The organism is Bacillus sp. 123MFChir2 (genome assembly GCF_000383235.1).
Taxonomy (GTDB): Bacteria; Bacillota; Bacilli; order Bacillales; family Bacillaceae_G; genus Bacillus_A.
This window is the reverse complement of record NZ_KB910927.1, coordinates 91,560-117,728: the sequence shown is the minus strand read 5'-3', so window position 1 is coordinate 117,728 and position 26,169 is coordinate 91,560. Positions and strand designations below refer to the sequence as shown.

General features: G+C 35.6%; 20 protein-coding genes and 5 pseudogenes. 18 read left to right on the top strand and 7 right to left on the bottom strand.

From position 1 onward, the window contains the following. Positions 1-252 precede the first annotated feature (252 nt). From H280_RS26920 to H280_RS0104410, 7 genes and pseudogenes are all read left to right on the top strand, one after another. Positions 253-549: pseudogene (locus H280_RS26920) on the top strand (RHS repeat-associated core domain-containing protein); the annotation flags it as partial. A gap of 105 nt (positions 550-654) precedes the next feature. Further along, positions 655-1,008, top strand: coding sequence for a YxiJ family protein (locus H280_RS0104440; RefSeq protein WP_020059912.1), 354 nt, complete (start codon positions 655-657; stop codon positions 1,006-1,008). 201 nt (positions 1,009-1,209) lie between these two features. Continuing rightward, positions 1,210-1,626, top strand: coding sequence for a YxiG family protein (locus H280_RS0104435; RefSeq protein WP_020059911.1), 417 nt, complete (start codon positions 1,210-1,212; stop codon positions 1,624-1,626). Positions 1,627-1,914: 288 nt separating this feature from the next. After that, entirely contained in the window at positions 1,915-2,541 is a 627-nt protein-coding gene (locus H280_RS0104430) for an SMI1/KNR4 family protein (protein ID WP_196810699.1), read from the top strand. A gap of 150 nt (positions 2,542-2,691) precedes the next feature. Beyond that, entirely contained in the window at positions 2,692-3,414 is a 723-nt protein-coding gene (locus H280_RS0104425) for a DUF4261 domain-containing protein (RefSeq protein ID WP_020059909.1), read from the top strand. 194 nt (positions 3,415-3,608) lie between these two features. Then, positions 3,609-3,857: pseudogene (locus H280_RS26915) on the top strand (RHS repeat domain-containing protein); the annotation flags it as partial. Between the two features lie 1,058 nt (positions 3,858-4,915). Next, complete coding sequence (locus H280_RS0104410; RefSeq protein ID WP_020059906.1) at positions 4,916-5,620, top strand: hypothetical protein; 705 nt, start codon at positions 4,916-4,918, stop codon at positions 5,618-5,620. Between the two features lie 116 nt (positions 5,621-5,736). Here the strand turns inward: H280_RS0104410 and H280_RS26305 are convergent, their stop codons facing one another. The 5 genes and pseudogenes from H280_RS26305 to H280_RS0104390 all read right to left on the bottom strand — a co-directional run bounded on the left by H280_RS26305 (position 5,737) and on the right by H280_RS0104390 (position 9,970). Further along, entirely contained in the window at positions 5,737-5,931 is a 195-nt protein-coding gene (locus tag H280_RS26305; protein WP_081625589.1) for a hypothetical protein, read from the bottom strand. Positions 5,932-5,941: 10 nt separating this feature from the next. Next, positions 5,942-6,217: pseudogene (locus H280_RS0104405) on the bottom strand (helix-turn-helix domain-containing protein); the annotation flags it as partial. Positions 6,218-6,870: 653 nt separating this feature from the next. After that, a complete protein-coding gene (locus H280_RS0104400) occupies positions 6,871-8,541 on the bottom strand; it encodes a M4 family metallopeptidase (RefSeq protein WP_020059904.1) in 1,671 nt (556 codons plus the stop codon). Positions 8,542-8,861: 320 nt separating this feature from the next. After that, on the bottom strand, positions 8,862-9,374 hold the full coding sequence (locus tag H280_RS0104395) for a HEAT repeat domain-containing protein (protein ID WP_020059903.1): 513 nt from the start codon (positions 9,372-9,374) through the stop codon (positions 8,862-8,864). A gap of 17 nt (positions 9,375-9,391) precedes the next feature. Then, positions 9,392-9,970: a DUF2199 domain-containing protein gene (locus H280_RS0104390; protein ID WP_020059902.1), complete on the bottom strand. Its 579-nt coding sequence runs from the start codon at positions 9,968-9,970 to the stop codon at positions 9,392-9,394. A 156-nt stretch (positions 9,971-10,126) separates the two neighbouring features. Between H280_RS0104390 and H280_RS0104385 the strand changes: the two genes are divergently transcribed. The 8 genes and pseudogenes from H280_RS0104385 (at position 10,127) to H280_RS0104345 (ending at position 22,460) form a co-directional block, all read left to right on the top strand. Then, entirely contained in the window at positions 10,127-12,244 is a 2,118-nt protein-coding gene (locus H280_RS0104385; protein WP_020059901.1) for a transglycosylase domain-containing protein, read from the top strand. A 270-nt stretch (positions 12,245-12,514) separates the two neighbouring features. Then, positions 12,515-13,561, top strand: a complete 1,047-nt coding sequence (hemE, locus tag H280_RS0104380; protein ID WP_020059900.1) for a uroporphyrinogen decarboxylase — start codon at positions 12,515-12,517, stop codon at positions 13,559-13,561. A gap of 13 nt (positions 13,562-13,574) precedes the next feature. Continuing rightward, entirely contained in the window at positions 13,575-14,510 is a 936-nt protein-coding gene (gene hemH / locus H280_RS0104375) for a ferrochelatase (RefSeq protein WP_020059899.1), read from the top strand. 22 nt (positions 14,511-14,532) lie between these two features. Beyond that, positions 14,533-15,957, top strand: a complete 1,425-nt coding sequence (gene hemY / locus H280_RS0104370; protein ID WP_020059898.1) for a protoporphyrinogen oxidase — start codon at positions 14,533-14,535, stop codon at positions 15,955-15,957. Between the two features lie 294 nt (positions 15,958-16,251). Beyond that, positions 16,252-18,519 (top strand): annotated as a pseudogene (locus H280_RS0104360) (DUF6359 domain-containing protein); the annotation flags it as partial. A gap of 165 nt (positions 18,520-18,684) precedes the next feature. Next, on the top strand, positions 18,685-18,927 hold the full coding sequence (locus H280_RS0104355) for a DUF3937 family protein (protein WP_020059895.1): 243 nt from the start codon (positions 18,685-18,687) through the stop codon (positions 18,925-18,927). A 499-nt stretch (positions 18,928-19,426) separates the two neighbouring features. Then, on the top strand, positions 19,427-19,999 hold the full coding sequence (locus H280_RS0104350; RefSeq protein WP_020059894.1) for a TetR/AcrR family transcriptional regulator: 573 nt from the start codon (positions 19,427-19,429) through the stop codon (positions 19,997-19,999). A 184-nt stretch (positions 20,000-20,183) separates the two neighbouring features. Then, positions 20,184-22,460 carry a YhgE/Pip domain-containing protein gene (locus H280_RS0104345; RefSeq protein ID WP_020059893.1) on the top strand — a complete coding sequence of 759 codons (2,277 nt, stop codon included), beginning with the start codon at positions 20,184-20,186 and terminating at the stop codon, positions 22,458-22,460. A 55-nt stretch (positions 22,461-22,515) separates the two neighbouring features. Here H280_RS0104345 and H280_RS0104340 read toward each other — a convergent pair whose 3' ends face one another. Then, on the bottom strand, positions 22,516-22,920 hold the full coding sequence (locus tag H280_RS0104340; RefSeq protein WP_020059892.1) for a carboxymuconolactone decarboxylase family protein: 405 nt from the start codon (positions 22,918-22,920) through the stop codon (positions 22,516-22,518). Between the two features lie 140 nt (positions 22,921-23,060). Here H280_RS0104340 and H280_RS0104335 point away from each other — a divergent pair, with 140 nt between their 5' ends. Both H280_RS0104335 and H280_RS0104330 read left to right on the top strand, forming a co-directional pair. Further along, on the top strand, positions 23,061-23,435 hold the full coding sequence (locus tag H280_RS0104335; RefSeq protein ID WP_028411097.1) for a MerR family transcriptional regulator: 375 nt from the start codon (positions 23,061-23,063) through the stop codon (positions 23,433-23,435). A 366-nt stretch (positions 23,436-23,801) separates the two neighbouring features. Then, positions 23,802-24,278: a hypothetical protein gene (locus tag H280_RS0104330; protein ID WP_020059890.1), complete on the top strand. Its 477-nt coding sequence runs from the start codon at positions 23,802-23,804 to the stop codon at positions 24,276-24,278. A gap of 174 nt (positions 24,279-24,452) precedes the next feature. On the opposite strand, the gene H280_RS0104325 is transcribed toward H280_RS0104330, so the two are convergent. Beyond that, complete coding sequence (locus tag H280_RS0104325; protein ID WP_020059889.1) at positions 24,453-25,157, bottom strand: hypothetical protein; 705 nt, start codon at positions 25,155-25,157, stop codon at positions 24,453-24,455. A 209-nt stretch (positions 25,158-25,366) separates the two neighbouring features. On the opposite strand from H280_RS0104325, the pseudogene H280_RS25590 reads away from it, so the two are divergent. Further along, positions 25,367-25,471, top strand: a pseudogene (locus H280_RS25590) (carbohydrate kinase); the annotation flags it as partial. Positions 25,472-26,169 lie beyond the last annotated feature (698 nt).

The window sequence follows — 26,169 nt, the reverse complement described above, 5'->3', positions numbered from 1 at the left end:
AGGTTCTTCTTTTTCTACTATTAAAAATAAAATATCCTCAAACATGCTTCGAAAGTCGCTGATCATATAAACGGAATCACACGTGAAAAAGCATATGACGAAGGCAACCGTATCGGCAGCGTAAAATGGTCGTATCAACCAAAATATCATAAACTAAAAGGTACAACAATTAGTCATGATTCTTACAACAACACAACAAACTATGAATATAACGCCTCAAATCAAAATAGGAAAGTAACCGATAGCGGAAAAACAACACGTTATCACTACGACGGCGACAGCATCAACCCATTATATGAAACAGATGGAAACGTCTTTCGTCAATATGTGTATTCAGTAGACGGCATCCGCCTTGCGATGAAGTCCCAAGGCCAAACGGACAAGTGGTAGCCAAACTATGAATACGATGTATGGGGCAATGTCCTAAAGAGTGACGCAAAAGGCATTGCCGCAGAGAATCCATTTGGCTATGCGGGATATATGTATGATAAAGAGATGGGGATGTATTATTTAGTTGCGAGATATTACAATCCTACTCATGGTATGTTCTTCCAGACCTGAATGGTATTGGACTCAATTTTTAATCCCAGTAGCAATTGTAGGTGTTATAGTAGTTGCAAAAGTTGCGATACGTTATGGGGTGAAACTTGCTAAATGGTTAAAATTAATGAAGAATTATTTCAAAACCTTAAAAATATGGAGGTACAATTAGAAGTTCCATACCCTTTTGAGGAATTAGAACAAATTGAATATAGTTATAAGAAAGATTGTTTTGTTGAAGATTTTTATGAATATTGCTCATTGATTAGCGGGAGTTTAAGTTATGCTCTGAGTTTTAAAAAGATACCAAGTTATCAAAGGCAACTATTGTTTAATGATTTTTTTCAAATGTATCCTGAGTATAACTTTTTGAGGGAAAAGAGCGAACGATATTTAGAGTTACATTATCAGTTAAAGATACATGAAAAAACTCGAAAGTTACTAATTAAAGTTATTGAAAATTATTAATTTTAAAAATGGTATTTGTTAAATCTTTATTTTTAGTCAACAAAAATAATTTATATCAACTTAAGAGCTCATCCCGTGTGTAGTGAGGGATGGGCCTATTTGTTACAATGACTTTTACTTAAATAGCAATTAATCATTCCGATATGCGAGATACATATATATCATATGCAAAACTTGGTCTAAGAAAGGAAGAGAAACTACATGAACGGTATCGATATACAATCAATATTAGATGGCTTATGGGGTGCTAAAATTTTAGATACTCATATAGATTTGTTAAATGATAGTATTCAATTCATATTACAAGTAATTGATAATGGAGTTATAAAGGATGTTAAAATAGGATTTATAGATGTTTCGTCATTTTATTATGTTAAAGATGATGAAAATCTTAGGTTTGAATTTTATGATAGAGAAAAAATAGATTTTTTAGAATTGACGACAATTTATTATCAAGATCCAAAGTTAAGTGAAGTTAAATTTAATTTGCAAAATGAGAAAGAATGGAGTAGTCAATATTCCACAGGTGTAAATATTATAATGGAAATTTGGGACTCTATTTTATTAGTTGAAGCAAGAAAACTTACGCTTAACGACAAAGTAATTCATCTTAAATAGTAAAGCTCCAGCAGTATCATTATCTGAAAAGGCTCATAGAAAAACATTTGCAGTCCAAAGGCAGAAAGGTTGAGGCACATATGCGTCCGAGAGAAGAATAGCATATAAATCATTAAGGAGAGCCGGTGTCTCAGAAAAAAGAGCTCGTAGACTAATAAGAAAAACCGATAAATATTTTTATAAATTAGGAGTAAGATCTAATACCAAAACTAAGATTTCTGGAAATAGGAAACGATAAAACAAGGAGGATATGTTTATTCTATGTGTTATAAGCAATGGGTTACGCGTATGAAAGAAGTTTTGAGCCAAGTTGAGATAATTGGTGGAGAAGTTGCTGTCTTAACAATAAAAGAGCCTGCAGCATTACATGCGATAGAAAAGGTTGAAGAAGAACTTGAAATTGTAATACCATTTAGTTATAGAAAAACATTGTTGGAGTTTTCTTCCCATATGGAGTGGAGATGGTATCTACCAGACGAAATTACGTTACCTGAAAAATTTGAAGATTTATTAGGGAGCTGTGGTATTTTAGGAGTGGATCATACTTTAAAATGTGAGAATCTTAGAAGAGAATTGGTTGCAGAAATTTTTAATGACCCTTCGCATCCATATGATATAATATGGCACAATAAGTTAGCATTTTTTGATGTAGGAAATGGAGATTTACTTGCTTTTGATTTAGAGCAAGACAAATTAGATCCTCCTGTTATATATTTAAGTCACGATGATGGAGAAACACATGGTTTTATTTTAGGAGAAAACTTTATAGATTTTATGAATAAATGGTCTAAAATAGGTTTTGTAGGTGGTGACGGATGGAGTCTGTTACCTTTTATAGAATCTCAAAATGGTACTATTAATCCAGAAGGAAAAAATGCACAAGAATGGCGCGGGATTTTGGGGATAGAAATATAAGGAAATCAGTCTGAACAATAAACACCTTTAATTTTTGAATAACAAATTAAAGGTGTTTATTTTATAAAAAGTATTTTTGTACACGTTTTATACAGCAGATACGTGAAATCTTAATTTAGCTTGTAAGAAAGCCTTGAAGGAGTTGAAAAAATGCTAGAATCTCAAATTATAATTGGAATACCGGGTTTATGGGAGAATCGAACTCAATTCGTGCAAGAAGTAGTAAGAAAAAGTAGAGGGTATCTTCTAGCAGGTAACATTATACATAATGCCAAGAGAGATATTGGCTTCGAGGTAGATATTTACGAACATGATCCGTCTCTTGCAGAAGCATTTTTATATGCAGGTGGTGAACGTTTTGGTGAGGATATCCTTGGTAAGATAAGCAACCACACATATACAGTATATGTTATTGCTAAAGTAAGGGATATTCATACTGTGAAAGAAGTTATTGATGTTGGAATGGGGCTCCTTAATGCAGGGGGAATAGCTGTGAAAATTGAAACCACTGGCGTAGCTTATTCTAAAGAAGAATGGAAAGAAGTTGCAGATAACAAAGAATATTTCCCTATTTATTCGCATTTTGTGACGTTAGTTGGAGATGAGAATGGCTATTATTCATGTGGTATGCAATCATTTGGTCTTCCGGATGTTGTGACATCCGCTCATATAGATGTAGAAGAAGCAGCTGATTTATTAAATGACTTTAATTTATATAATTTAGTTGAAAATCCTAAATTAAAAGATGGAGAGACAATTAGCTTTACGCAAACATCTCCTGTATATAAGTTGGCTCATTGTAAGGATTATCGTTATGAACGAGATGACGTTTTTTATAATCCGTGTGGGTTGTGGGAATTAAAAAAAGTTTGAAATTATAGTTGAATTAGTGTGTGAATATAGTGTTTGTTTAGGGAATAATGAGATTTTTATTATGAACAAGTAAAAGATGTATTAATATTGAAACTGGCAAAGAGGGAGGAGTTTAGAATAAAGGTCCTTCCTCTTTAATTTAAAGAAAGTGTCCCGAATGAACGTATTAGCAAGATAAAATAAAAACATCATAAGAAACAGTATACTACCACTACACCCCACGCGGTGACGTCATCGCGATGACAGACGAAAACGGGCAAGTGATAGCGAACTATGAATACGATGCATGGGGCAATGTCCTAAAGAGTGAAGCAAAAGGCATCGCAGCAGAGAATCCATTTGGATATGCGGGATACATGTATGATAAAGAGATTGGGATGTATTATTTAATTGCTAGATATTACAATCCAACTCATGGCGTGTTCTTGTCTGTGGAGCTAGATGGGCATTGGGAAAAATGGTATCAGGTGAGTGAGTACAAAATGAAATGGAGTCAAAATAAAAGATTTAGATATGCAGTGAAATCTGGTGTCAAAGGGGTAATTAATTCATATAAAAGTGATGTAGGATACGTAATGGCTAGTTCAGCAAAGTGCAAATTTAAAATATAAAAAAGGAAAACTTTATTAGGACCGATTGGTTGGGCACCGGATGCTTATGTATTTTACAAAGGTTTTCGGAAAGGATGGAAATCTTATGGGAAAAGGTGATTAAATGATAGATAGCGATGAAACAATAATTTGGATATATGGGATTATAATAGGAGTTATCTGTAGTGGCGGTTTCATACTAACAATAGTTAAAAATAAAACATATATATTATTTTTATTTTTTATTCCTTTTATAATTCTATATTTACTGTACTTCACATCATTATCTTTTATCCCCATCTTATTTCGTTTGTTGATATTTGGAGGATCCTTTATCTTAGTTTACATTGTAGTATATTGGTTTGAAACACGTTAAGTATATAGAAAAATTATTAAAATAAAGGGTGTAAAAAAGCCTATAAAAACTACGGTAAAAGTACTAAAAATTCGAGAAAACGAAATCGGTGAATAAAATGTTAAAATATGTATCAGTGATAAATTTAAATTTTTTTGAGGAAATGATTTCTATAAGTGTAAGGTATCCAATACGAGTAATTTTATTATGTGTAGCTCTAGGAGTTGTTTTTTCTTGTTTAAAACAAAGGTTTTTAATGTCTGCTGGTTTAATTTTAATATTACTTGTATTTCTCGTTATTGGAACGTTTACTAACTTGCTGACATTTTTTTTGAAAGACATTCCGATTATGTTGCAATATGTTGCTGTAATAATATATACAATATTATTTTGTATTGTATATGACTATGAGTCGTCTCTTGAGTAAATAAAGGAAGATAGGATTCATGAAAGCTATTTTTGTGTAACTGGGTTTGAATTAATATTTTAGATACAAAAAGTTTAATTTAGCTCATTCTTTAGTTCGCTCTTCTATTTCGAAAGGAGAAGTACTTAAATGAATTACTATAATGCCGGGTATATAATCATTTCACGTGAAAGTGAGCTTATTTATAAAGGTCTTACGCTTCAAGGACTACCTAATACCATTGTATCAATAAGTAATTTCGTACGCCCTACATTTCCAGATTATTGGTTTTTCTCATGGTGTAATAAAGATGGAAATAATGCCATCTCAATTTTGCTAAATTCAAGGTTGAAGATAAGTAGAGAGGAACACTTAAAAGCGGAATTATTTTTGGAGACTTTAATACAAGAAAAAAAGTTTTCCTGGCCAAATGTTTTTAAATGTTTAGAAGATGCAAGGTACTTTAAAGAATGTTATTTAAAAGGTATGGGAAATCTAGACATTGTTGGTTTAAGTCTTCCGGAAGAGTATCAAAAAGATTTTCTATTAAATGAGGCACAAGAAAATGATTTTGATGTGTCTATATATGATTTATTGAAAGATTCGATTCCTTTTCAAATTAAGGAAAAGGTGGTATTAGGCGTTGATATATGTGGCTACTCTAATAATTCTTTTTATTCTTTTATTTGTAATGGATTGCAGGTCGATTTTAATAGGTTTGGTAAACAATTAAATTCTCTTTCTCTTATAGACAATTATAAGGATGCTCAGGAAATTATACATTTAATTGATCAGGGGGAAATTGAAGCAGAGGAAGTTTTGTGGTATCCGTGGCTAATTATTAAGTACACATAATAAGTTAGAGAATCTGGAGTTATTTAAGTCTGTGTAATTTGGGGACGTTTGTAGAGTAGTAGATTTATATTTACAGCAATAAGCACTTGAGAAATAGATCTCAAGTGCTTATTGTATTATTTACTATCTCTTGTTCTTTCAGGAATAAAACTAGAAAGGAAAATGGCAACAATTATTGCTAGACTGAAGTTTTCAGTAGTATCAACCTCTAAACCGTTTTTCCATTGATATATAAAGGATAGCAATATTAAAAGTATAGCGGCTCCAGCCGTATATCTTACTACGTTGCGCTCTTTTTTTCTTTTAGGCATAAAACTAGAAAGAAGCTAAGTCTTTGTTGCTTATAAGCACATCATTTTTATACTTATTACATATTTCAAGAAGCTTAGGCTCTATATCCTCATAATCTGCATCGACAAGAAAATTGTAATCAACATCTAGTTTTTTAGCGACCTTTTCCAAAAAAGAAGCTGAAGGTTTAATTTGTCCATTTTCAATCCTACTTAAATAAGTTATCGAACAGATACCGGATACTAGTTCTCCTTGTGTGAATTTTTTATGTATACGTATTTGTCGAATACGTTCACCAGTGTTCATATCTTCATCCCTTTCTTTGAATGGAACGGTTTGTATAATAAGAATAGCGAATCTATTCCCTTATATATATCATTCAAAATATGAAGGAAACAATTGGGCGCAACGTAGCTGCAACAAATAACTTTTACTCGTAATACTTATTTGAATAAATATGAATTTTGTAAGCCCTATTTATCTCAGTGGTCTCCTTCTTCCGTTAATATTACTATATTATACCAATTAACTTAGGTTCACGCTTAATAAAATTCATCTTCCATCTATATAAATACAAATTGACTTTTTAACATCTAAGTCGCTGCTATGCAGAACAAAACATGGCCGCTGCTTGCTGTCTATCTTTGTTTTAAACTTTGCACGTGGCAGGAAAAGGCCTTGACCGCCTCTATGCATGGCCAGTTGCTCTCGCCAACCGAAAAAGAAAAGGGTTTTTATGTTAGTTTTTCAATTTGCATCTATATAAAATGGGTGTCTCACACTTTCATGCTTTTGAGGTGGAAAGCGAAAATAATTAAGAGGATTTGTTGTTAGTGTGTTGAAAAGGAGAGAGAGTCCTAAGGATACACGAATTCTCTTTCATGATAGCGAAAAAAGGACACCCTTAGCCAAATACCCCTAGCAAGTGTGTCCTTTTACATTTTTACTCAATGAAACTATTATTTTACGCCTACGTCATTCCAAGCTTTTTCTACAGCTTTATATGTTGCACTGTTAACACCGTAGTAATCAGCAGCAGATTGCAATAAAGCAGCACGTGCTTTACTGAAATCACTTGTTGGTGTCATATAAGTTGTTAAGGCACGGTAGTAGATTTTTTCTGCTTTCTCTTTACCGATAGCATTGATTGTTAAATAAGCAGCTTTATTGGGAATACCGCTATTAGTATGTACGCCGCCATTATCGCCCTCTTCTGTTGCCGGTAAATATTGATAGTCTCTCATGTGAGCGGGTTGATCATATTTTTCAGGGTTTGATAAGCTGCGGAGTGCATCTCCTTTAACGCCTGGTGTATATACTGCTTCTCCTATATCCCAATTAGTTGGATCAACAAAATATCCAAATACATCAGAAAAAGATTCATTTAGTGCCCCAGATTGATTTACGTATCGAAGATCAGCTGAATATTCAGTCACAGCATGTGTTAATTCATGTGCAACGACATCAAGCGCGCCTGATAGCGGTGCAAATTCAACACCATCGCCATCTCCATAAATCATTTGTTGACCATTCCAAAATGCATTATTGTAGTCTGTTCCATAATTGATTGCAGAGCGAATTGTTGCACCTTTTCCATCAAAACTGTTGCGGTTATGAACATTTTTATAATAGTCATATACTTTTCCTGCATAAGCATGAGCATCAACCGCAGGAGCTTGGTCCTTATCTATCCAAGCATTATCGTTATCGAATAGAAAGTAATTCTTTGGATTATCTGCTTCGCTGTGGTTCACTGTAAATGTCTCAATGACGCCGCCATTCATCGGTTTTGTTGTATCTTTTAAATAGTATTTTCCGTATTGGCTGCTGTAAGTTGTATTAAGATTTTTTCGATCGCCTAATACTCCGTGGCCATAGCCTTTTTGCGGAGTATCTGCATCTGTAACTGCATTATATGAATCTACAATAGTTCCATCTTCTGCGTTTACATAGATTTGCCAGTTCGCTCCATAAGGTTTAATGAACTGTAATTGTACTTTATAAGTTAAGTAATAATTTCCGTCTTTTTCATAAACAACTAAATCTGAAGTTTCATTTGTAGATTTTGCATTTTCTTTCATTTGTTCTAACGGAGCGTCCGCTGTTTCTACAAATGTATCTTTTTTCGCTAGATTAATATGCTTCCATGCATTTGAAAGAGCTGTTTCTTTTGAAATCTTTGCTTTTGTCTTTTCTTTTAATTGCTCTGCCGCAGCTGGATGTACGTCTCCGTTGACTGTTGTTACTTTGCCATCACGATTTGTATGAACAATGAATTTTGCACCATCAACTGGTATTTTATTAATAGATTGATTGTACACATAATGTTTCATGCCTAAATCATCTGACTTTACTTCTTTCAATGTTAAGTCAGTTTGTGGGTTGATTTTAAATAATTCTTTATTTTCTTCAAGGAACGTCTTCACTGCTTTTTCTGATTCTACTTTTTTATCAGATAATTCCCCTGAAAGGAAAGATGGATTTCCTTGTTCATCATTCCACGTTTTTTGAACGACTTCCATTTTGTCCAAAGCTTCTTGCTGTGATACTTGTTCTTCTGCAAAGGCATTTGAGAACGGGGCACCTAAAACCATGCCAGTTGCTAGTAATGTAACGACTGATTTCTTCATTTCTATTTCTCCTTTTAACAGTGTAATAAAGATCTTATTAAGTAGTATACAAACATTTTACTTCTATGTATTTATATATGCAAAATTACATATATTTAAATTAGTTATTATTCGTATTTTTGAGAACTCTCTATTTTTTATCTGAAATAGGTAAGAACACTCCCATCTCAAGGAATGTGAAGGGCGCAGCCCAATGAGTAGGTGGGGGGTAATCCTATCTACACGATATAATCGATTACAAATGTATACTATCGAAAAAATGAAAAGTCCCTTCAAAAATTTGAGGTGCTTTTCATTCTTGTAATCCTTGTTACGATAGGTTATTTAAGTCTTTCTAATTTGGTGATGGCTTGCTTTAATTCCTCACAAACTTCTTCATCGTGTTCACTTAATAGTTTGTTATGTAATAGAGGTAAGACGGATTTATCACCAATTTTACTTAAGGCATAAACTGCATATCCGCGAATTTCACAGTTTGAATCGTCAACACAGGTTAGTAAAGAATCTATTAATCTTACATCCGGAAAAAATTTAGCTAAATCTGTTCCCCAGTATCTTCTACCTTCATGATTATCTTGTATAGCTTTAATTAAATGTGGAACTACCTCATCATTACTAAACTCACGCAATATACATGTTGCATGTTCGTATACACCATAACAATCATCGACATTGAAGGTCATCATAATAGGTTCTATGCAACTAGGATGGGGCTTGTCCTCAAAATATGTAATTGCACTCGCATACTCATCTATCATTTCTTCGGTTAAATCTTTATCATCAGGCATAGGGGAGTATTTCTTAAGTATTTGAATAGCTTGTTCTCGATTCATGAAATTCACCTCGATATTTAATACATCTCATCATTAGAGTTTATATCAGATTCATGATTATTTTGAGCCACAATTTCTTTCATTTCTGCAACTCGTTCTAAAGTAATTCCTTCTCTCTGTTCAACTGCTAAAGGATGATCATTCGGTTCTAATTCAATAAAAGGTCTGATTCCGATGTCTCTTGTATGAACATGTGTTTTTAAGTTTACTGTATCAGGATAACCTGGGATGGATGTAGAAAGCCAGCCGAAGTAAGGATCTTCTGTTTTTCTTTCTTCTGTTTCCCATAATTCCATTGTTTTGTTGAAGCTTTCTTTGCTTAAAGACACCCACACATTCCAAATGAATAATTCGCTACTATTAATGATAGGAATTTCTATACAGCCTTGAATGAAGTAATATTCTTTATCCATGATGCAAATATCAGAGTTTATTTCAAAACGTTGTTGTCTTTCATTTTCAGGAACATCGTAATAATAAATAGGAGCATCACTTCCATAGCTCATTGGTAGTTCATGTTCGGAATGGGTGCAACGAAATTTTTTATGACTAATTTCTTTTTTATTTGTTCTTCCATAGGATCTTCTTCTCCGCATTTGACTATATACTCCTTATTTCATTGTTATATAAAAAAAGGGGTCCTTCCGCTTTTCATCATTATAGCAAGAGTTGTAAAAAATTCGAAGTTTATACATAAAGGATATGTTTTTTCAAATAATAAACGTACCATCATTTGGAAGGAAGGATGAGGTATGAAGAATACAAAAAGAGTTCTCATTGGCTTTGTTTCCATTTTTATATTTGCGATTGTTCTATACAAATGTATTGTGTTTACCGGCGGTTATATGATGGATGAAAAGAGACTTGTATTCCATTCTTCATCAAAAATTGTGGATCAGCGCGGCAAAGAAATTACAAAGCTTTATTTGGAAAATCGAGAATTGGTACATATTGAAGATATTCCCTCATATGTACAACAAGCTTTTTTAGCTGTTGAAGATTCACGCTTTTATGAACATCATGGCATTGATTTTCCTTCTATTGTAAGAGCGCTGTATAAAGACGTTCTTGCTGGAGAGAAAGTAGAAGGCGGGAGTACGATTACACAGCAGCTTGTGAAAAATGTCTTTTTATCGCATGAAAAAACGTTATTTCGCAAAGTGAAGGAAGTTACGATTGGATTTCATTTGGAACAGAAGTATGCGAAGCAGCAGCTTTTGGAAATGTATTTAAATCATATTTATTTTGGACACGGAGCTTATGGCATTCAAGCAGCAGCGAAATTTTATTTTAATAAGGAAGCACAGCAGTTAACGGTTGAGGAAGGGGCGATGCTGGCAGCTCTTCCAAAAGCACCGAGCAACTACTCACCATTTTTGCATCCTGAAAAAGGTAAGGAACGCCGCGATTTAATTTTATCGTTAATGCATAAGCAAGGATATTTATCAGCAGAAGAAACGGTGAGCTACCAAGGGAAAACAATTGCTCTTTATATGAATCAAAATGAACAAGAGCTTGCTTATATGCCATACATCGATATGGTAATTGATGAAGCGGCTCGCACGTATGGGTTATCCCATCAAGAAGTGCTGCGCGGCGGATATACGTTTGTTGTGGCGATGGACGATAAGATGCAAAAGACAGCATATGAACAATTGCAAAATATCCGTAATTTTCCGATGCAAGACGATCAGATGCAAGGGGCCGTTCTTTTCATGGATAGTAAAACGGGCGGAATAAGAGCGGCAGTTGGAGGAAGGCATTATATTGCGCGTGGATTAAATCGAGTTTACGCAAAGCGGCAGCCAGGTTCTGTATTAAAGCCGCTTCTTGTGTATGCGCCAGCACTTGAAACGAAAAAGTATACGCCGTATTCTTTATTAACAAATGAGCGAGTTTCATTTGATGGTTATGAACCGCGCAATTACAACGATCAGTATTCGAAGGAAGTAACGATGTATGATGCCCTGTTGCAATCGGCTAATGTTCCAGCTGTATCGTTGCTGCATGAAATTGGGCTAGAAGAAGGAAAGCAGTATTTAGAAAAAGGGAATATTTACATTCCTGAGCGCGGTCTTAGTACTGCACTTGGTGGGTTACAGGAGGGAGTTTCGCCGTTTGAACTTGTGAAAATGTACCGTGCGTTTGCAGCGGATGGAAAAATCGTTGAACCGCATGTAATTGAGAAAGTGTTAAATCGGCACGGAGAAGTAATTGGGCAAGCAATCAATAAAGAGACGAAAGTTTTTTCGAAGCAAACTGCTTGGTATATGACAAGAATGCTTGAAGGTGTGGTGAAAGAGGGGACTGCAAAAGATGGTGTGTATAAAGGAGCGCTTGCTGGGAAAACAGGAACAACGTCGCTTCCAAATCAAGACGACGGGGCAAGAGATATTTGGTTTGTTGGGTATACACCTCATATTGTTGGAGCGGTTTGGATGGGATATGACCGCACGGATGATAAGCATTATGTGCGTGGGAGCAGTTCGTATCCGACAAAATTATTTAAAACCATTTTAGCGAAGGCAAATGTAAAAGCGGATCATACATTTGCACAGCCGCGCGGTGTTGAAACGATTGGAGAGCCGATTCGCTTAAGTAAAGTAGACGGTTTAGAAGCGAAGTTAACGTTTACTCCGTTTGGTTTGTTTACCGCAAAATTAGCATGGAATCAACTTCCTGATAAGAGAGTACAATATCGAATTTATAAAATAGACAAAGGGAAAGCGATTCATATTGATACAGTAACTGGAAAAGGGGAGTATGAAGTGAATTTTATGAACGTTTTTAAAGCGCCGCGTTTTTATGTTGTACCGTACAATCCGCAAACAAATCGAGAAGGAGAAAAAACAAAAGAGGTTAAACCGTAATTTCGGCTTGTGATATAATGGGAATGTTCCGAAAAAAGCGGAGTATTACCATATGTTTGTGTCAATTTCATGAACATCAAACATAATGTTGTACATTTTGTTTTTACTAATTGTATAGTAAAAAAAGATAAAGTGTAACTTCCATCAGTAGGGGGATTCTATGTTGCGGGAAGTTCTTACTAATCAGGCTTTTACGGGTAGTTATCTGCTCGTTAATATGGAATAAAATAGATAGGAATCGAGCTGTATTAGAAAAAGGGGGACAAGGATTTGGTACGACAAATCAATGAAACATTTTTACAAGCATGCAAAGGAGAACGCACAGATTATGTACCAGCATGGTATATGCGCCAAGCAGGTCGTTCCCAGCCGGAATACAGAAAGATTAAAGAGAAGTATTCTCTGTTTGAAATTACACATCAGCCAGAACTTTGTGCTTATGTAACAAAGCTGCCAGTTGATCAATATAATGTGGATGCTGCTATTTTATATAAAGATATTATGTCACCGCTTCCAGCGATTGGTGTAGATGTAGAAATTAAATCTGGAATCGGTCCTGTAATTGATAATCCGATTCGTTCACTGCAAGATGTCGAAAAATTAGGGGAAATTCACCCAGAAGAAGATGTCTCATATGTGCTTGATACGATTCGCTTATTAACAACAGAGATGCTTGATGTTCCGTTAATCGGATTTGCAGGAGCACCATTTACGTTAGCGAGCTATATGATTGAAGGCGGTCCATCTCGTAATTATCATAAAACGAAAGCGTTTATGTATGCAGAGCCAAAAGCGTGGTTTGCGCTAATGGATAAGCTTGCAGATATGACTATTACGTATTTAAAAGCGCAAATTAATGCCGGCGCAAAAGCAATTCAAATTTTTGATTCATGGGTTGGGACAGTAAATGTACTCGATTATCGCGTATTTATTAAACCAACAATGGAGCGAATTTTCACAGAGCTCAGGCAGATGAATGTACCGCTTATTATGCACGGTGTTGGAGCAAGCCATTTAGCAAATGAGTGGCATGATCTGCCGCTTGATGTTGTCGGTTTAGATTGGCGTTTGCCAATCGAAGAAGCGCGTGCACGCGGCATTCAAAAGGCTGTCCAAGGAAATTTAGATCCATCCATTTTACTTGCGCCGTGGGATGTGATTGAAACACATGTCAAAGCGATCTTAGATCAAGGAATGAAGCAGCCAGGATATGTATTTAACTTAGGGCATGGTGTTTTCCCAGAGGTAAATCCAGACACGTTAAAACGTATGACTGCGTTTATACATGACTATTCAAGAGAACAGCTGGCGAAGTAAAGGAGAAGGCTGCATGAAAAAGAAAATCGGTTTACTTGTGATGGCATATGGAACGCCGAATAAAGAAGAAGATATTGAACGTTATTATACACACATTCGCCGCGGCAGAAAGCCAAGTGCGGAAATGTTAGAAGACTTAACAGAACGATACAAAGCAATTGGCGGAATTTCGCCTCTTGCGAAAATTACACTAGAACAAGCAACAAAATTAGAAGTGTATTTAAATGAAATGCAAGATGAAGTGGAATTTAAAATGTATCTCGGTTTAAAACATATTGAGCCATTTATTGAAGATGCAGTGAAGAAGATGCACGAAGATGGAATTGAAGATGCAATTGCTATCGTTCTGGCGCCGCATTACTCTACTTTCAGCGTGAAGTCTTATATCGGACGAGCGCAAGAAGAAGCGGAGAAACTTGGCAGCTTGCAAATTCACGGTATTGACAGCTGGTATAAAGAACCACAGTTTATTGATTATTGGGTAAACGAAGTAAAAGCAATATATGAAAAGATGACAGCTGAAGAGCGTGAAACAGCGGTGCTTATCGTATCTGCACATAGTTTACCAGAAAAAATCATTGCAATGGGCGATCCGTATCCAGAGCAATTAAGTGAAACAGCTGATGATATTGCCAGCAAGGCTGAAGTGAAAAACTATGCAGTCGGCTGGCAAAGTGCTGGTAATACACCAGATCCATGGCTTGGACCGGATGTACAGGATTTAACACGTGAATTGCATGAGAAATATGGTTACACGTCTTTTGTATACGCACCGGTTGGCTTTGTTGCTGATCATTTAGAAGTATTATATGACAATGATATTGAGTGCAAAATTGTTACAGAAGAAATAGGGGCAAACTATTATCGTCCAGAAATGCCAAATGCAAAAACTCCATTTATTTCTTGTTTAGCAGATGTTGTTATAAAAAAATGGAGTGCAGTTTCATAAAGTGAGAAAGAAGGAAGCAGTCGTGAAAAAGAAGGTAGTCATTATAGGCGGCGGGATTTCCGGCTTAACAACAGCATATTACTTGCAAAAAGAAATTCGTGAACAAAATTTGCCGATTGATACGATGCTAATTGAAGCATCAGGAAGGCTTGGCGGGAAAATTAAAACCATTAGAAAAGATGGATTTACAATTGAACGTGGCCCGGATTCGTTCCTCGAACGAAAAGAGAGCGCGGCAAGGTTAGCACGTGAATTACAGCTCGGTGATCAACTTGTTAACAATGCGACAGGGAAATCGTTTGTACTTGTGAATAATCGATTGCACAGCATTCCAAGCGGTTCAATGATGGGAATTCCAACACAAATTACACCATTTGTATTTTCAGGGTTGTTTTCTCCTATTGGAAAGATTCGTGCAGGACTTGATTTTGTGCTGCCTCGTTCAAAACCAGTATCAGATCAATCGCTCGGTCAATTTTTCCGTCGCCGTTTAGGAAATGAAGTGGTTGAAAATTTGATTGAGCCATTGTTATCAGGTATTTATGCCGGTGATATTGATAAAATGAGTTTGATGGCTACGTTCCCGCAGTTCTATCAAGTCGAACAAAAGTATCGCAGCATTTCCCTTGGTATGCGGACATTAGCTCCGAAACAGCCAAAGGATACAAAGGCAAAAACAAAAGGAATCTTTTTAACATTAAAAACAGGTTTACAATCTATTGTTGATGGAATTGAAGAACGACTAGAAGATGGAACGGTTTTGAAAGGAACGCGTGTTGAAAAGATTATAAAGATCGATGACCGCTATAGCATTACGCTTAGCAATGGAAAAGAAATAGAAGCAGATGCGGTTGTAATGGCCGCATCACATAAATGGTTGCCATCGATGCTCTCTCAATATAAACAGTTCCACTTCTTCCGTAGTATCCCATCTACATCAGTGGCGAATGTTGCATTAGCATTCCCGAAAGAAGCGATTCAGCGCGATATTGAAGGAACGGGATTTGTTGTGTCACGTAATAGTGATTTTACGATTACAGCATGTACGTGGACACATAAAAAATGGCCGCATACAACGCCGGAAGGAAAAGTACTCCTGCGCTGTTATGTTGGGCGTCCCGGCGATGAAGCAATTGTGGAACAAACAGATGAAGAAATGATTCGCTTCGTATTAGAAGATTTGAAAAAGACAATGGATATAACAGCTGATCCAGAATTTGTGGTTGTGAGCCGCTGGAAAGAAGCGATGCCGCAATATACGGTCGGTCATAAAGAGCGCATGAAAACGTTAAAAGGGTTCATGAACGAAGAATTACCTGGCATTTACTTAGCAGGAAGCTCTTACGCCGGCGCTGGATTACCAGATTGTATCGATCAAGGCGAAGCAGCCGTAAAATACGTATTGTCTTATTTAGAACAAACGAATCAAAAAGAGTTAATGGCGTAATAAGAGGAGGGCTGACCAAAATGATTTCTGGTCAGCCTTTTTATATCGATATTTCAATAAAATATAAAGACCTTACGACAATGTTCAACGTGAGGAAATTAAATTTTTTGTAAATTTATATAAATATAATGTTCTTTATAAAGAACTTTGCTATGATAGACATGCTAGGGATTAGGAAAAACATTTAAGGGGAGGATTTTTTTGAAAAAGCTAGCAATTATCTTTTTTTCACTTGTATTCGTTGTATTAGTATCGGATGTTGTAGCGAAGGCTGAACAAGAGAAAGTGCTAACTGTTGATGAAGCAATTCAGTTGTTTCAGCAGCAAGGAAAAAACCCAGCAGTAGTAGAGGGGTATATTGTTGGGTACACGCAAAATCCAGGTAAATATACAAAAGACCCAGCAAAGTTTGGTGATACAAACGTTGCAATTGCCGCTTCGCCAGATGAAGTGAACGCTGATAAAATTATGCCTGTTCAGCTACCGATAGGTGAAATTCGCAAAGCAGTGAATGTAAAGGATCACCCGGAAAATATGGGGAAAAAGGTTCGTCTAACAGGTACGCTAGATAGTTATTTTAACAGTCCAGGGTTAAAATCTGTTACAAATTATGCGTTTCAAGATAAAGAAACACATAAAGTAAGTGATGTCATTGCTAATCCCAATGGGGGCGAAGTAGAAAAAGGAACAGCAGTAACATTATCAACTGTAACAGAAGGTGCGACGATCTATTACACGTTAGATGGATCAAATCCAACATCTCAAAGTATTCACTATAGTGAACAAATTATCCTAAATGAAAATAGTGTGATTAAAGCGGTTGCTGTGAAAGATGGGATTGAAAATTCCGCTATCGCGACATTCTCATTTACAATGATAAAAAATGAACCGGTTCGTATTCACGATATTCAAGGGAAATCTCATATTTCTCCTTACAAGGGGAAAGACGTGAAAGCTGTTACTGGTATTGTGACGCAAGTAGATAAATCTGGATTTTATATACAAGATCCGCAGCCTGATGAGGATCCAGCTACATCAGAAGGGATTTATGTTTATAAAAAAGACGGCGGCGTGAAAGTCGGCGATTCCGTTTCTGTTGATGGACAAGTAGAGGAGTTTATCGGAGCAGGATACGCAGACCGTTTTGATACAGACTTATCAATTACAGAAATTAAAGCAAAGCGCGTTATCGTAAATGAGAGTAATCAAACATTGCCTAAAACCGTTGTATTAGGAGAAAACGGTGTGAAAATACCGGACGCAACTATTGATAATGATGGATTTGGCATTTTCGATCCAGCAGAAGATGCAATTGATTTTTATGAAAGTTTAGAAGGCATGCTTGTAACAGTGCCGCAGCCAAAAGTTATTGGACCGCAAAAGAATGGGAACTTATATGTAACAACTGCAAATGGCAGCCAAAAAGTAACAACAAAATTCGGAACGCCGCTTTTGCGAGCTGACAATGCAAATCCAGAACGCCTTTCTATTAAAGTAGCGCGTAATTATGTCGCAAAAGCAGGAGATCAACTTCTTGGAGATATAACAGGTATCGTCGGTTATGATTACGGAAACTATCGCATTTCACCAATTGGGGATCTTCCAGCGCTGCAAGACGGTGGATTTAAACAACTTGGTGCCAATATTCAACCGCGCCTTGATAAACTAACAGTTGCAACATATAACATTGAGAACTTCTCAGCGAATAAAAAAGAAACGTCCGATGAGAAAGTAAGACGTCTTGCTTACGCCATTAAATACAATTTAAAAATGCCAGATATTATTGGTGTGCAAGAAATGCAAGATAACAATGGAACAGTTAATGATGGCACAACAGACGCAAAACTTAGTGCACAGCGTTTAATTGATGCCATTCAAGAAATTCGCGGACCAAAGTATGAGTATGTAGAAATTGCACCAGAAAATAATAAAGATGGCGGTGCACCAGGAGCGAATATTCGCGTCGGTTTCTTCTATAATCCATCTCGCGTGAAATTAGCACAAAAACCAATTTTACTTGAGAAAAACGTTGTTCGAATTGGAGAAAATAATACATTATTTGATGATACACGTAAACCGTTAGCTGCTGAGTTTACATTCCAAGGACAAAATATCGTTGTGATTTCCAATCACTTAAACTCTAAATTAGGAGACGCATCTCCGTTTGGAAAAATTCAGCCGCTTGTATTAAAAAGTGAAGCAAAACGCGTGCAGCTTGCTGAGGAAGTAAATGGTTTTGTAAAAGGCATTCAAGGGCGACATGCAAACGCTCCAGTTGTTGCCCTCGGTGATATGAACGACTTTGAATTCTCAAAACCAATGCAAGCATTAAAAGGTGACATTATGAAAGAAATGCTTGAAACAGTTCCACAAGAAAATCGTTACACATATATTCATGATGGGAACGCTCAAGTATTAGACCATATTTTCGTAACGAATAACATCGCACCGCACACAATTGTTGATCCAGTTCATTTAAATGCAAACATTATGGAAGAGAATGGACGCATGAGTGACCATGACCCAGTGCTTGCACAAATTGATTTGAAGAAAGCTTCGTAAGAAAGAAAAACTACGACTAGTAGCAAGAGAAAAACACACTCGTTTATATGGAGAGCGAGTGTGTTTCTTTTTATTTTGCAACGAATTATCAACTCATTGACATAAAAAGGAAAATTAAATATAATAATTTTGATATTACATTTATTTAATTTAAAGAGGTGTTATATGTTTAAAAATAAAAAAATAATTCGATTGGGTTTATGGTTATTTGTTTCTTTATCTGTAATTCAGTTTACTATTGGTTATCTAAAAGCATATTATAAATTTTCTACAGGTAATGAATTATTAATTTCAGAAACATGGACAACCGTATTATTAGATGTTCCTGAAAACACGCTTGTTATTTTAGGGGCAATTGCTTTATATCAATTTGTAAAAAAAACACCAGAAAAAAAGGCCTCAGTGTAGGGGTCTTGGCGTCAAAACGCGGATATCGTACGTAATCAAGACCTAAATCAAAAAAATACTTAAAATATTAAGCTCCTAACATTGTATATGACTAATATGTTAGGAGCTTTTATTTTTGGTAATGAGTTTTGAAACTGAATTTGAATAGTAACGACCCAGTTACTTTATGAAAAAAAGGCAGAAAAGCATTTTTTTAAATGGTCGAGGGGGACTGGCAATGCATAGTAGTGGTTAGGGCTTTTTTCTGCCACGTGCAAGGTCTGAAAACAAGAACCGAATATGGGAAAGAAAAATAACCAAACGATTTGCCATGTACCATTCAAATGTTAAACCTTGATAAGGGGATTCACTTTGGACGATATAATAGTTTTTTCCTTCATTATCACATTTTGTTATAATGTAACCGAAAATAAAACTTGAAAACATTGGTAAGCTATGGTAATATCATAAACGTACTATATGACCAAATTGTTCAAATGGTCATTCCGGAGGTGGAAATGTGGCAGTCGATCGAAAACGGGCAATTATTGAAGCGGCAACAAAATCTTTTTCTGCATTTGGTTATAAAGCAACAACGATGGATCAAGTTGCAAAGCTAGCCAATGTTGGAAAAGGGACAATTTATACGTTTTTCAAAAATAAGGAAGAGTTATTTGGTGAAATTATTTCTAATTTAACTACAGAAATGAAGCAAGTAGCCGATATGGCTATCGATTCAAATGTACCATTTTTTGAAAACGTACATCGTGCTTTATATAGTATTTTAGAGTTTCGAAAAGATCATCAACTTATGATTAAGCTCATTCAAGAAGAGCGAGATATGGGAACAAAAGAAGTACAAGATGTGATGCAGCAACTGGATTCTACAATTATTACGTATATTAAATCTCATCTTGAAACTGCAATTGCAAAAGGCGAAATTATGAAATGTGATCCAGAAATTACAGCATTTATCATGGTTCGTTTGTATGTATCTCTTATTTTTGATTGGGAAAAACATCATAAACCGTTAGAAAAAGAGCATATCGCTGAACTTTTTGAATTATATTTATTAAAAGGATTGTCAAAATGAGATAATCCTCTTATTATTATAAAATATGACCAATTGAATGATTCGGTCATTAGTTAGTGGAGGGAGAATTGCAAGAAAATAGCAACATGTATGAGAAGATGATGAGTCGTTATTTTCTTCTTTTTTTTACAAAAACTGACTAAATGAACAAAACAGTCAATTGTTTAAAAAGGAGGAGTAAACAATGCGAGGATGGAAACTGCTTGGAAAAGAGTTTGCTACCATTATCAAAAGCAAAAAAATCTTAATTCCAATTATTGCGGTCTTATTTATTCCAGTATTGTACGCTGGTATGTTTTTATGGGCGTTTTGGGATCCATATAAACAATTAGATGATTTACCAGTTGCAGTTGTAAACCTTGATGAAGGTGTAGTGTATAATGGAAAACCGATTGAAGCCGGTAAAGAACTTGTTAAGAACTTGAAAGAAAAGGACGGCTTCAAATGGGAGTTTGTTAGCGAGAAAACAGCTAAAAAAGGAATGGATGATCGTAAATACTACATGACGATTCGCATTCCAAGTGACTTCTCGAAAAATACAACAACATTGTTGGATGCAAACCCTAAAAAATCAAAACTAGATTACATTCCAAATGAAAGCTTAAACTTCTTATCTTCACAAATCGGTGGCTCAGCCATTGAAAAAATTAAAGGTGAAGTCTCAGCTTCCGTAACAAAAACATATGCAGAGACAATGTTTGATTCATTAAAGGATGTTTCGAAGGGCTTTGCTGATGCGAGTGATGGGGCTGGTCAGCTTCATGATGGAACAGGGAGATTAAAAGACGGCTCACAACGAATCACAGATGGCTTAGGTGAGTTATCTGGGAAAGCTAATGATGGATTGAATAAGTTAGCAACAGGTTCTAATCAAATTACGAATGGTTTAGGTGAGTTGAACAGTAAAGTCAGTGGTATGCCAGATGGGGTGAATCAGTTATTAAGTGGTTCGCAACAAATTACAGGTGGCCTAAATGAACTAATTAATCCTGAAGGGAAATTGCAATCAAATTTAGGTCAGTTATTAGGCGGTTCGCAACGAATTACAAATGGATTAACGGATGCTCAAAAAGGTGTACAAGATATAAGGTTAGGAGCTTCTGGACTTTCGCAAGGGGTATCTGAATGGAAGAAACAAACAGATACACTAAGTGGTGTTGCGCAACAGACAGCCGAAGGGGCTCAACAAGTTTCAAAAAGCTTATCGGATTTAAATAAACAAATTGAAAATTTACCAGAAGAATATAGAAAACAATTACAGCCGACTGTTAAAGCAATAAAGGCCGGTAGTGAACAAGTTTCTAAAGGTACAGCAGGAGTTGCGCGAGGCGTACAAGATTTAGCTGGAGAAAAAGGTGCTAAAAAAATTGAAGCCGGTGCAACAAAACTTGCAAATGGAGCAGATAGATTAGACAAAGAAGGAATAAGTCCATTAGCAGAGGGATCAAGAAAAATTACAGGCGGTCTAGGCCAGTTAGTAGATTCAAAAGGGGAATTCCAAACTGGCTTAAATAAATTAGCAAATGGCTCTGGAAAAATCACAGGCGGTCTAAACGAACTAGCAAGCAGTGCAGGCCCACTAGCAAATGGAGTGAATGCTTTATATGCTGGTTCACAACAAATCACAGGTGGCTTAGGTCAATTCGTAGATCCAAAAGGGGAGTTCCAAAACGGCTTAACTGGTTTAAAAGATGGCTCTAGTCAAGTAACAACTGGCCTTGGCGAAGCAAATAACGGTTCAAAAGAACTAGCAACAAAACTTGGCGAGGGTGCTGAGAAAACAAGTGAAACAAAAGGCGACGAGAACAAGTATGATATGTTCGCGAGTCCAGTGAAAGTGAAAACTGAGAAAGTGGCAGAAGTTCCAAACTACGGAACAGGCTTTACACCGTACTTCTTATCTCTTGGTTTATTCGTTGGGGCATTGTTATTATCTATCGTGTTCCCATTACGTGAAACAGTAGGAGTGCCGAAATCAGGATTTAGCTGGTTTATTAGTAAGTTTGGTGTGCTACTTGCTGTTGGTGTGATTCAGGCACTTGTGGCAGACGCAGTTTTACTGCTTTGGTTAGGTGTTGAAGTGCAAAGTGTTCCATATTTCATATTGTTTAGTATTATTACAAGTTTATCGTTTATTGCGTTAGTTCAATTTTTAGTAACAGCTTTCGGCGATGCAGGACGTTTTGTTGCGATCTTGACATTGATTTTACAATTAACAACAAGTGCGGGGACATTCCCACTTGAGTTAATTCCGAAACCGCTGCAAATCTTTAACGCATGGTTCCCAATGACATATTCTGTATCAGGATTTAAAGCGGTTGTTTCAAGCGGAGATTTCAGCTTTATGTGGCAAAACGCAGGTATTTTAATGCTCTTTATTGTTCTGTTATCACTTGGAACAATTGGCACATTAACTTGGATGCATAAGCGTCAATATGGGAAATTTACAGAAGCAGAATAATTGATAAATCCTAAAGGCTTGTAGCCTTTAGGATTTTTTGTTATAGAGAGTGGTTTTATTTTGGAACAGTTTCTGATTCTAAATTCAGTTTCTGTTCTTCAAAAATTCGCTTTGCCACAAAGATAGCGTTAAGGACTCGTGGAAAGCCAGTGTAAGGAGTGCAGTGCATGATTGCTTCTACGATTTCATCTGGTGAAAGACCAACATGAAGTGCAGCGTTAATGTGGACAGTGAGTTGTGGTTCACAGCCACCCTGTGTAGTTAGTGATGCGATTGTAACTAATTGACGTTGTTTTAGGTCAAGTTCTTTTCGAGAATAGATATCGCCAAAAGCGAATTCAACAACATATTTGCCGAGATCAGGAGCAATATCTTTTAGTGAATCTAGGACCCGTTGTCCACCTTCTCCATCTACTTCTACAAGCTTTTGCCAGCCGCGTTCATAACGTTCAGTATTCATCTCATTTACCTCCTAGGAATTTATTATTTAGTACGTATATGTTGCGTACTTCTAATTGATGAAACGATAACCCTCGAATACATGCTACACCTTAGAGTGCACTCTAAAGCAATCCCTTTTCTTGTGTTATAATGAATTTTATGGAAAAAGTATTTACTATTAAACAAATTTCAAAGATGACGGAACTTAGTGTGCACACTTTGCGTTACTATGAAAAAATTGGCTTACTTAATGAAGTGAAACGAGATATAAACGGTTATCGTCAGTATTCTGAATCTGATATTTCCTGGATTAATTTCTTAATTCGTTTAAGAGTAACGGGAATGTCCATTACAGATATGAAGCACTTTTCTGATCTAAGAAGCCAAGGTGAATCTACAATAAGTGCAAGACGAGAATTGTTAGAAATGCATCAAAATAAAGTTCTTAAAGAAATCAAAAAATTGAATGATAACCTGGCAGAAATTGATGGAAAGATTGATTACTATAAGAGGATGGAGGGATATAGGGGATAATACTATCCCTTTAGTTTTTTGTTATATGATACTATTTTTTTCTTTCGCTGTTTTCGTAAGAATTGTTGTGATCTTGACCATACTGATAAAAGGTGGACTTTCAACTATATACATCCATGTTCATTTTGTGGCATCTTTGTCTAGCTCTGCCTCCTTAGCCAATGGGCCTAAACAGTCGGCTCCGATTTTCTTTGTAAGTCGCTGCTAGGCAGAATACAACATGACCTGCATTTTTGTTTTAAACCTCGCATGTGGCAGGAAAAGGCCCTGACCGCTTCTATGCATAGGCAGATGTCTCGTCCTCGCCTAAAATAAAAGGGTTTTTTAACTTGTATATACAGTAAATAGAATTCAAAGGAGGTTAACATGAAAGATGAATTAAGTATAAATATCTATTTAGATGAAACAGATACTCCGTTTTCAAGATATTATAGCCCGGATGATGTTCACCTAAGCTCTGACCTTGAAGATTTTCTTTTGTCAAAGCTGCACAGTGGCAAAAGAAAAGACATAGAAATATCTTTTGTTGGTCAGAATGATTTTGACGAAAAGTCATTGAAGGCTGCCACGTTTAATACTTTTTCTAATCTTTTGGATGAAGAGGAAGATACACATGCTAGAAATGTCAAAAAGGCAATTATTTTGTTTGTGATTGGTATTATTGTTGGGATAATATACTTGAAGCTTTCAAGCAGTCATGCCTATATTGCAGGAGTATTAAGTATTGTGTGTTGGGTTTTTATTTGGTCAGGTACAGAGGTTTATTTTTTTGAAAATCAGCAAATCAAACGAACTATCAGAAAATGCAAAAATATTCTAAATGCGAATGTGCGCAAAAGATAAACTTTTAGTAAATATTTACATTCGTGAAGCTGATTTCCGAATTCGATCTTGTGCATGTATTTGGATTATTGTTTCAAGTTGGAAATTGTGATGAAGATTAATATCACTATCGTTCATAAATAAATAAGACCTCGATTTAATCTGAGGTCTTATTTTTATCGCAAAAACAACAATCTATCGGAAAAGCTTTTTCTTTTTACGAGAACGGTGTACGCCGTAACTAACAAGGATAAGTGTAAAAACGCCCCAAGCAAATGGTGCATATTTTTCAAAGAGTGTTTTCATTTTCATATTTTTTATAATTTCTTCTTTCGTTTTTCCTACTATAATTTCAGAACCATTATAGCCTTCAAGTGTGTTTTCTTTTTTCACTCCAAAAATGAGAGCTTCCGTGTTATTTTCAATCCCGTGATAGCGATACCCTTTACTACGTATTGTTAATTGTGTATCGTCTTTTTTTAATGTGTATTCCTCAGTTGTAGTAACATCTTTTGAAGAAAGTGGGATAGGTTCGATTGCCAAGCGAACTTCTTTTTCGTTTAAAGCAGGAAGTGCCTCCCCATTTATAGAAAGGTGCGCTGGAATATGTTTTTCGGTATCCATGCTTTTCCAACTTAATTTTTTTCTTCTATATGATTTTTTTTCGAGTAAAGCAAATTCTTTCTTTACCATTGTTTCATCTTTTACTGGTTGTTCAGCCGTTATGTTTCCCTTTAATAGGATCACACCATCTTTCGCTGTTTGAAAAGAGGATACTTCTTTTGTTTCTTTTAGCTTGTTTACAGCGTCGTTATAATGTTCCTTTCCAAAAAGCGAAGAAATTGTTTGAACAGTTAGGACGATGTATAAGATTACTAGTACGATGATGCCCTTTTTCACGATTGTTCCCCCTGAAAATAATTTGAATAACTTTTATATCTATTATTTTACAAAAAAACATAAATTAGGGACAATTTATAATTATTACATTAATCTTACGAAATTGTAAGGTTGGGTTTTCGATGTATGAGAATACAAATACTTTTGATTTTCAAAGTATATAAATCCATAATGATGGAGAAGAGGTGCTTCATATGCATTGGCAGGAAATATTAACATTTGCAAATGCAAGCGGGGCTCTTACTACAACAGGAAAAGGAGCAATATCTTCCATTCCTGTAAAAGAAGATATTTACAAGCTACTTCAAGGGTGAGCTATAATTACAGCGAAAATACGTCCCACTCGATCACTTGAAAAAATGCTTTTCTATCGGTTTTTCATAGAGTGACTGAGTAGCTACAAAACTTATAAAAATGGTACATATATATAAATACAAATTGACTTTTTAACATCTAAGTCGCTTCTATGCATGGCCAGATGCTCTCGCCCAGCGAAAAAGAATGGTTTTATGTCAGGTTTTTAATTTAGATTTATATATTATCTTTCACAGTTAGAGCTTCTATTTCGGAACAACAAGTAAAAGAAAGCGGAATACATACAAATGACCTGTGTTCAATACACAGGTCATTTGTATAGTAATTGTAAAATATAATGGCAACAAATACCACTTACATTACTGCTTTTAAAAGATCCTTTACTAATGGAATTAGTGCACCTAGAAATTTTAAAACTGCCATTTCGATTTCTGTAGATAATCTATCTTTATTTTCTGAACATTTAATGATGCATTTATAACACTATTTTAATATAAAATGGTAAATTTTACAACGTATTTTCATATGCAATATTTCATAAAATCCCAAGATATTACATTGCTATAATAAGAAGAGGAATCCATTCTATACGCAGTAATTAAGATGGGGTTTTATTGCAAAAAAGGGGAAAATTATTATTTTTTACTTTTTTGTTTTCAAAATATAACCATATAATTAAATATTAGGATAAAAGGAA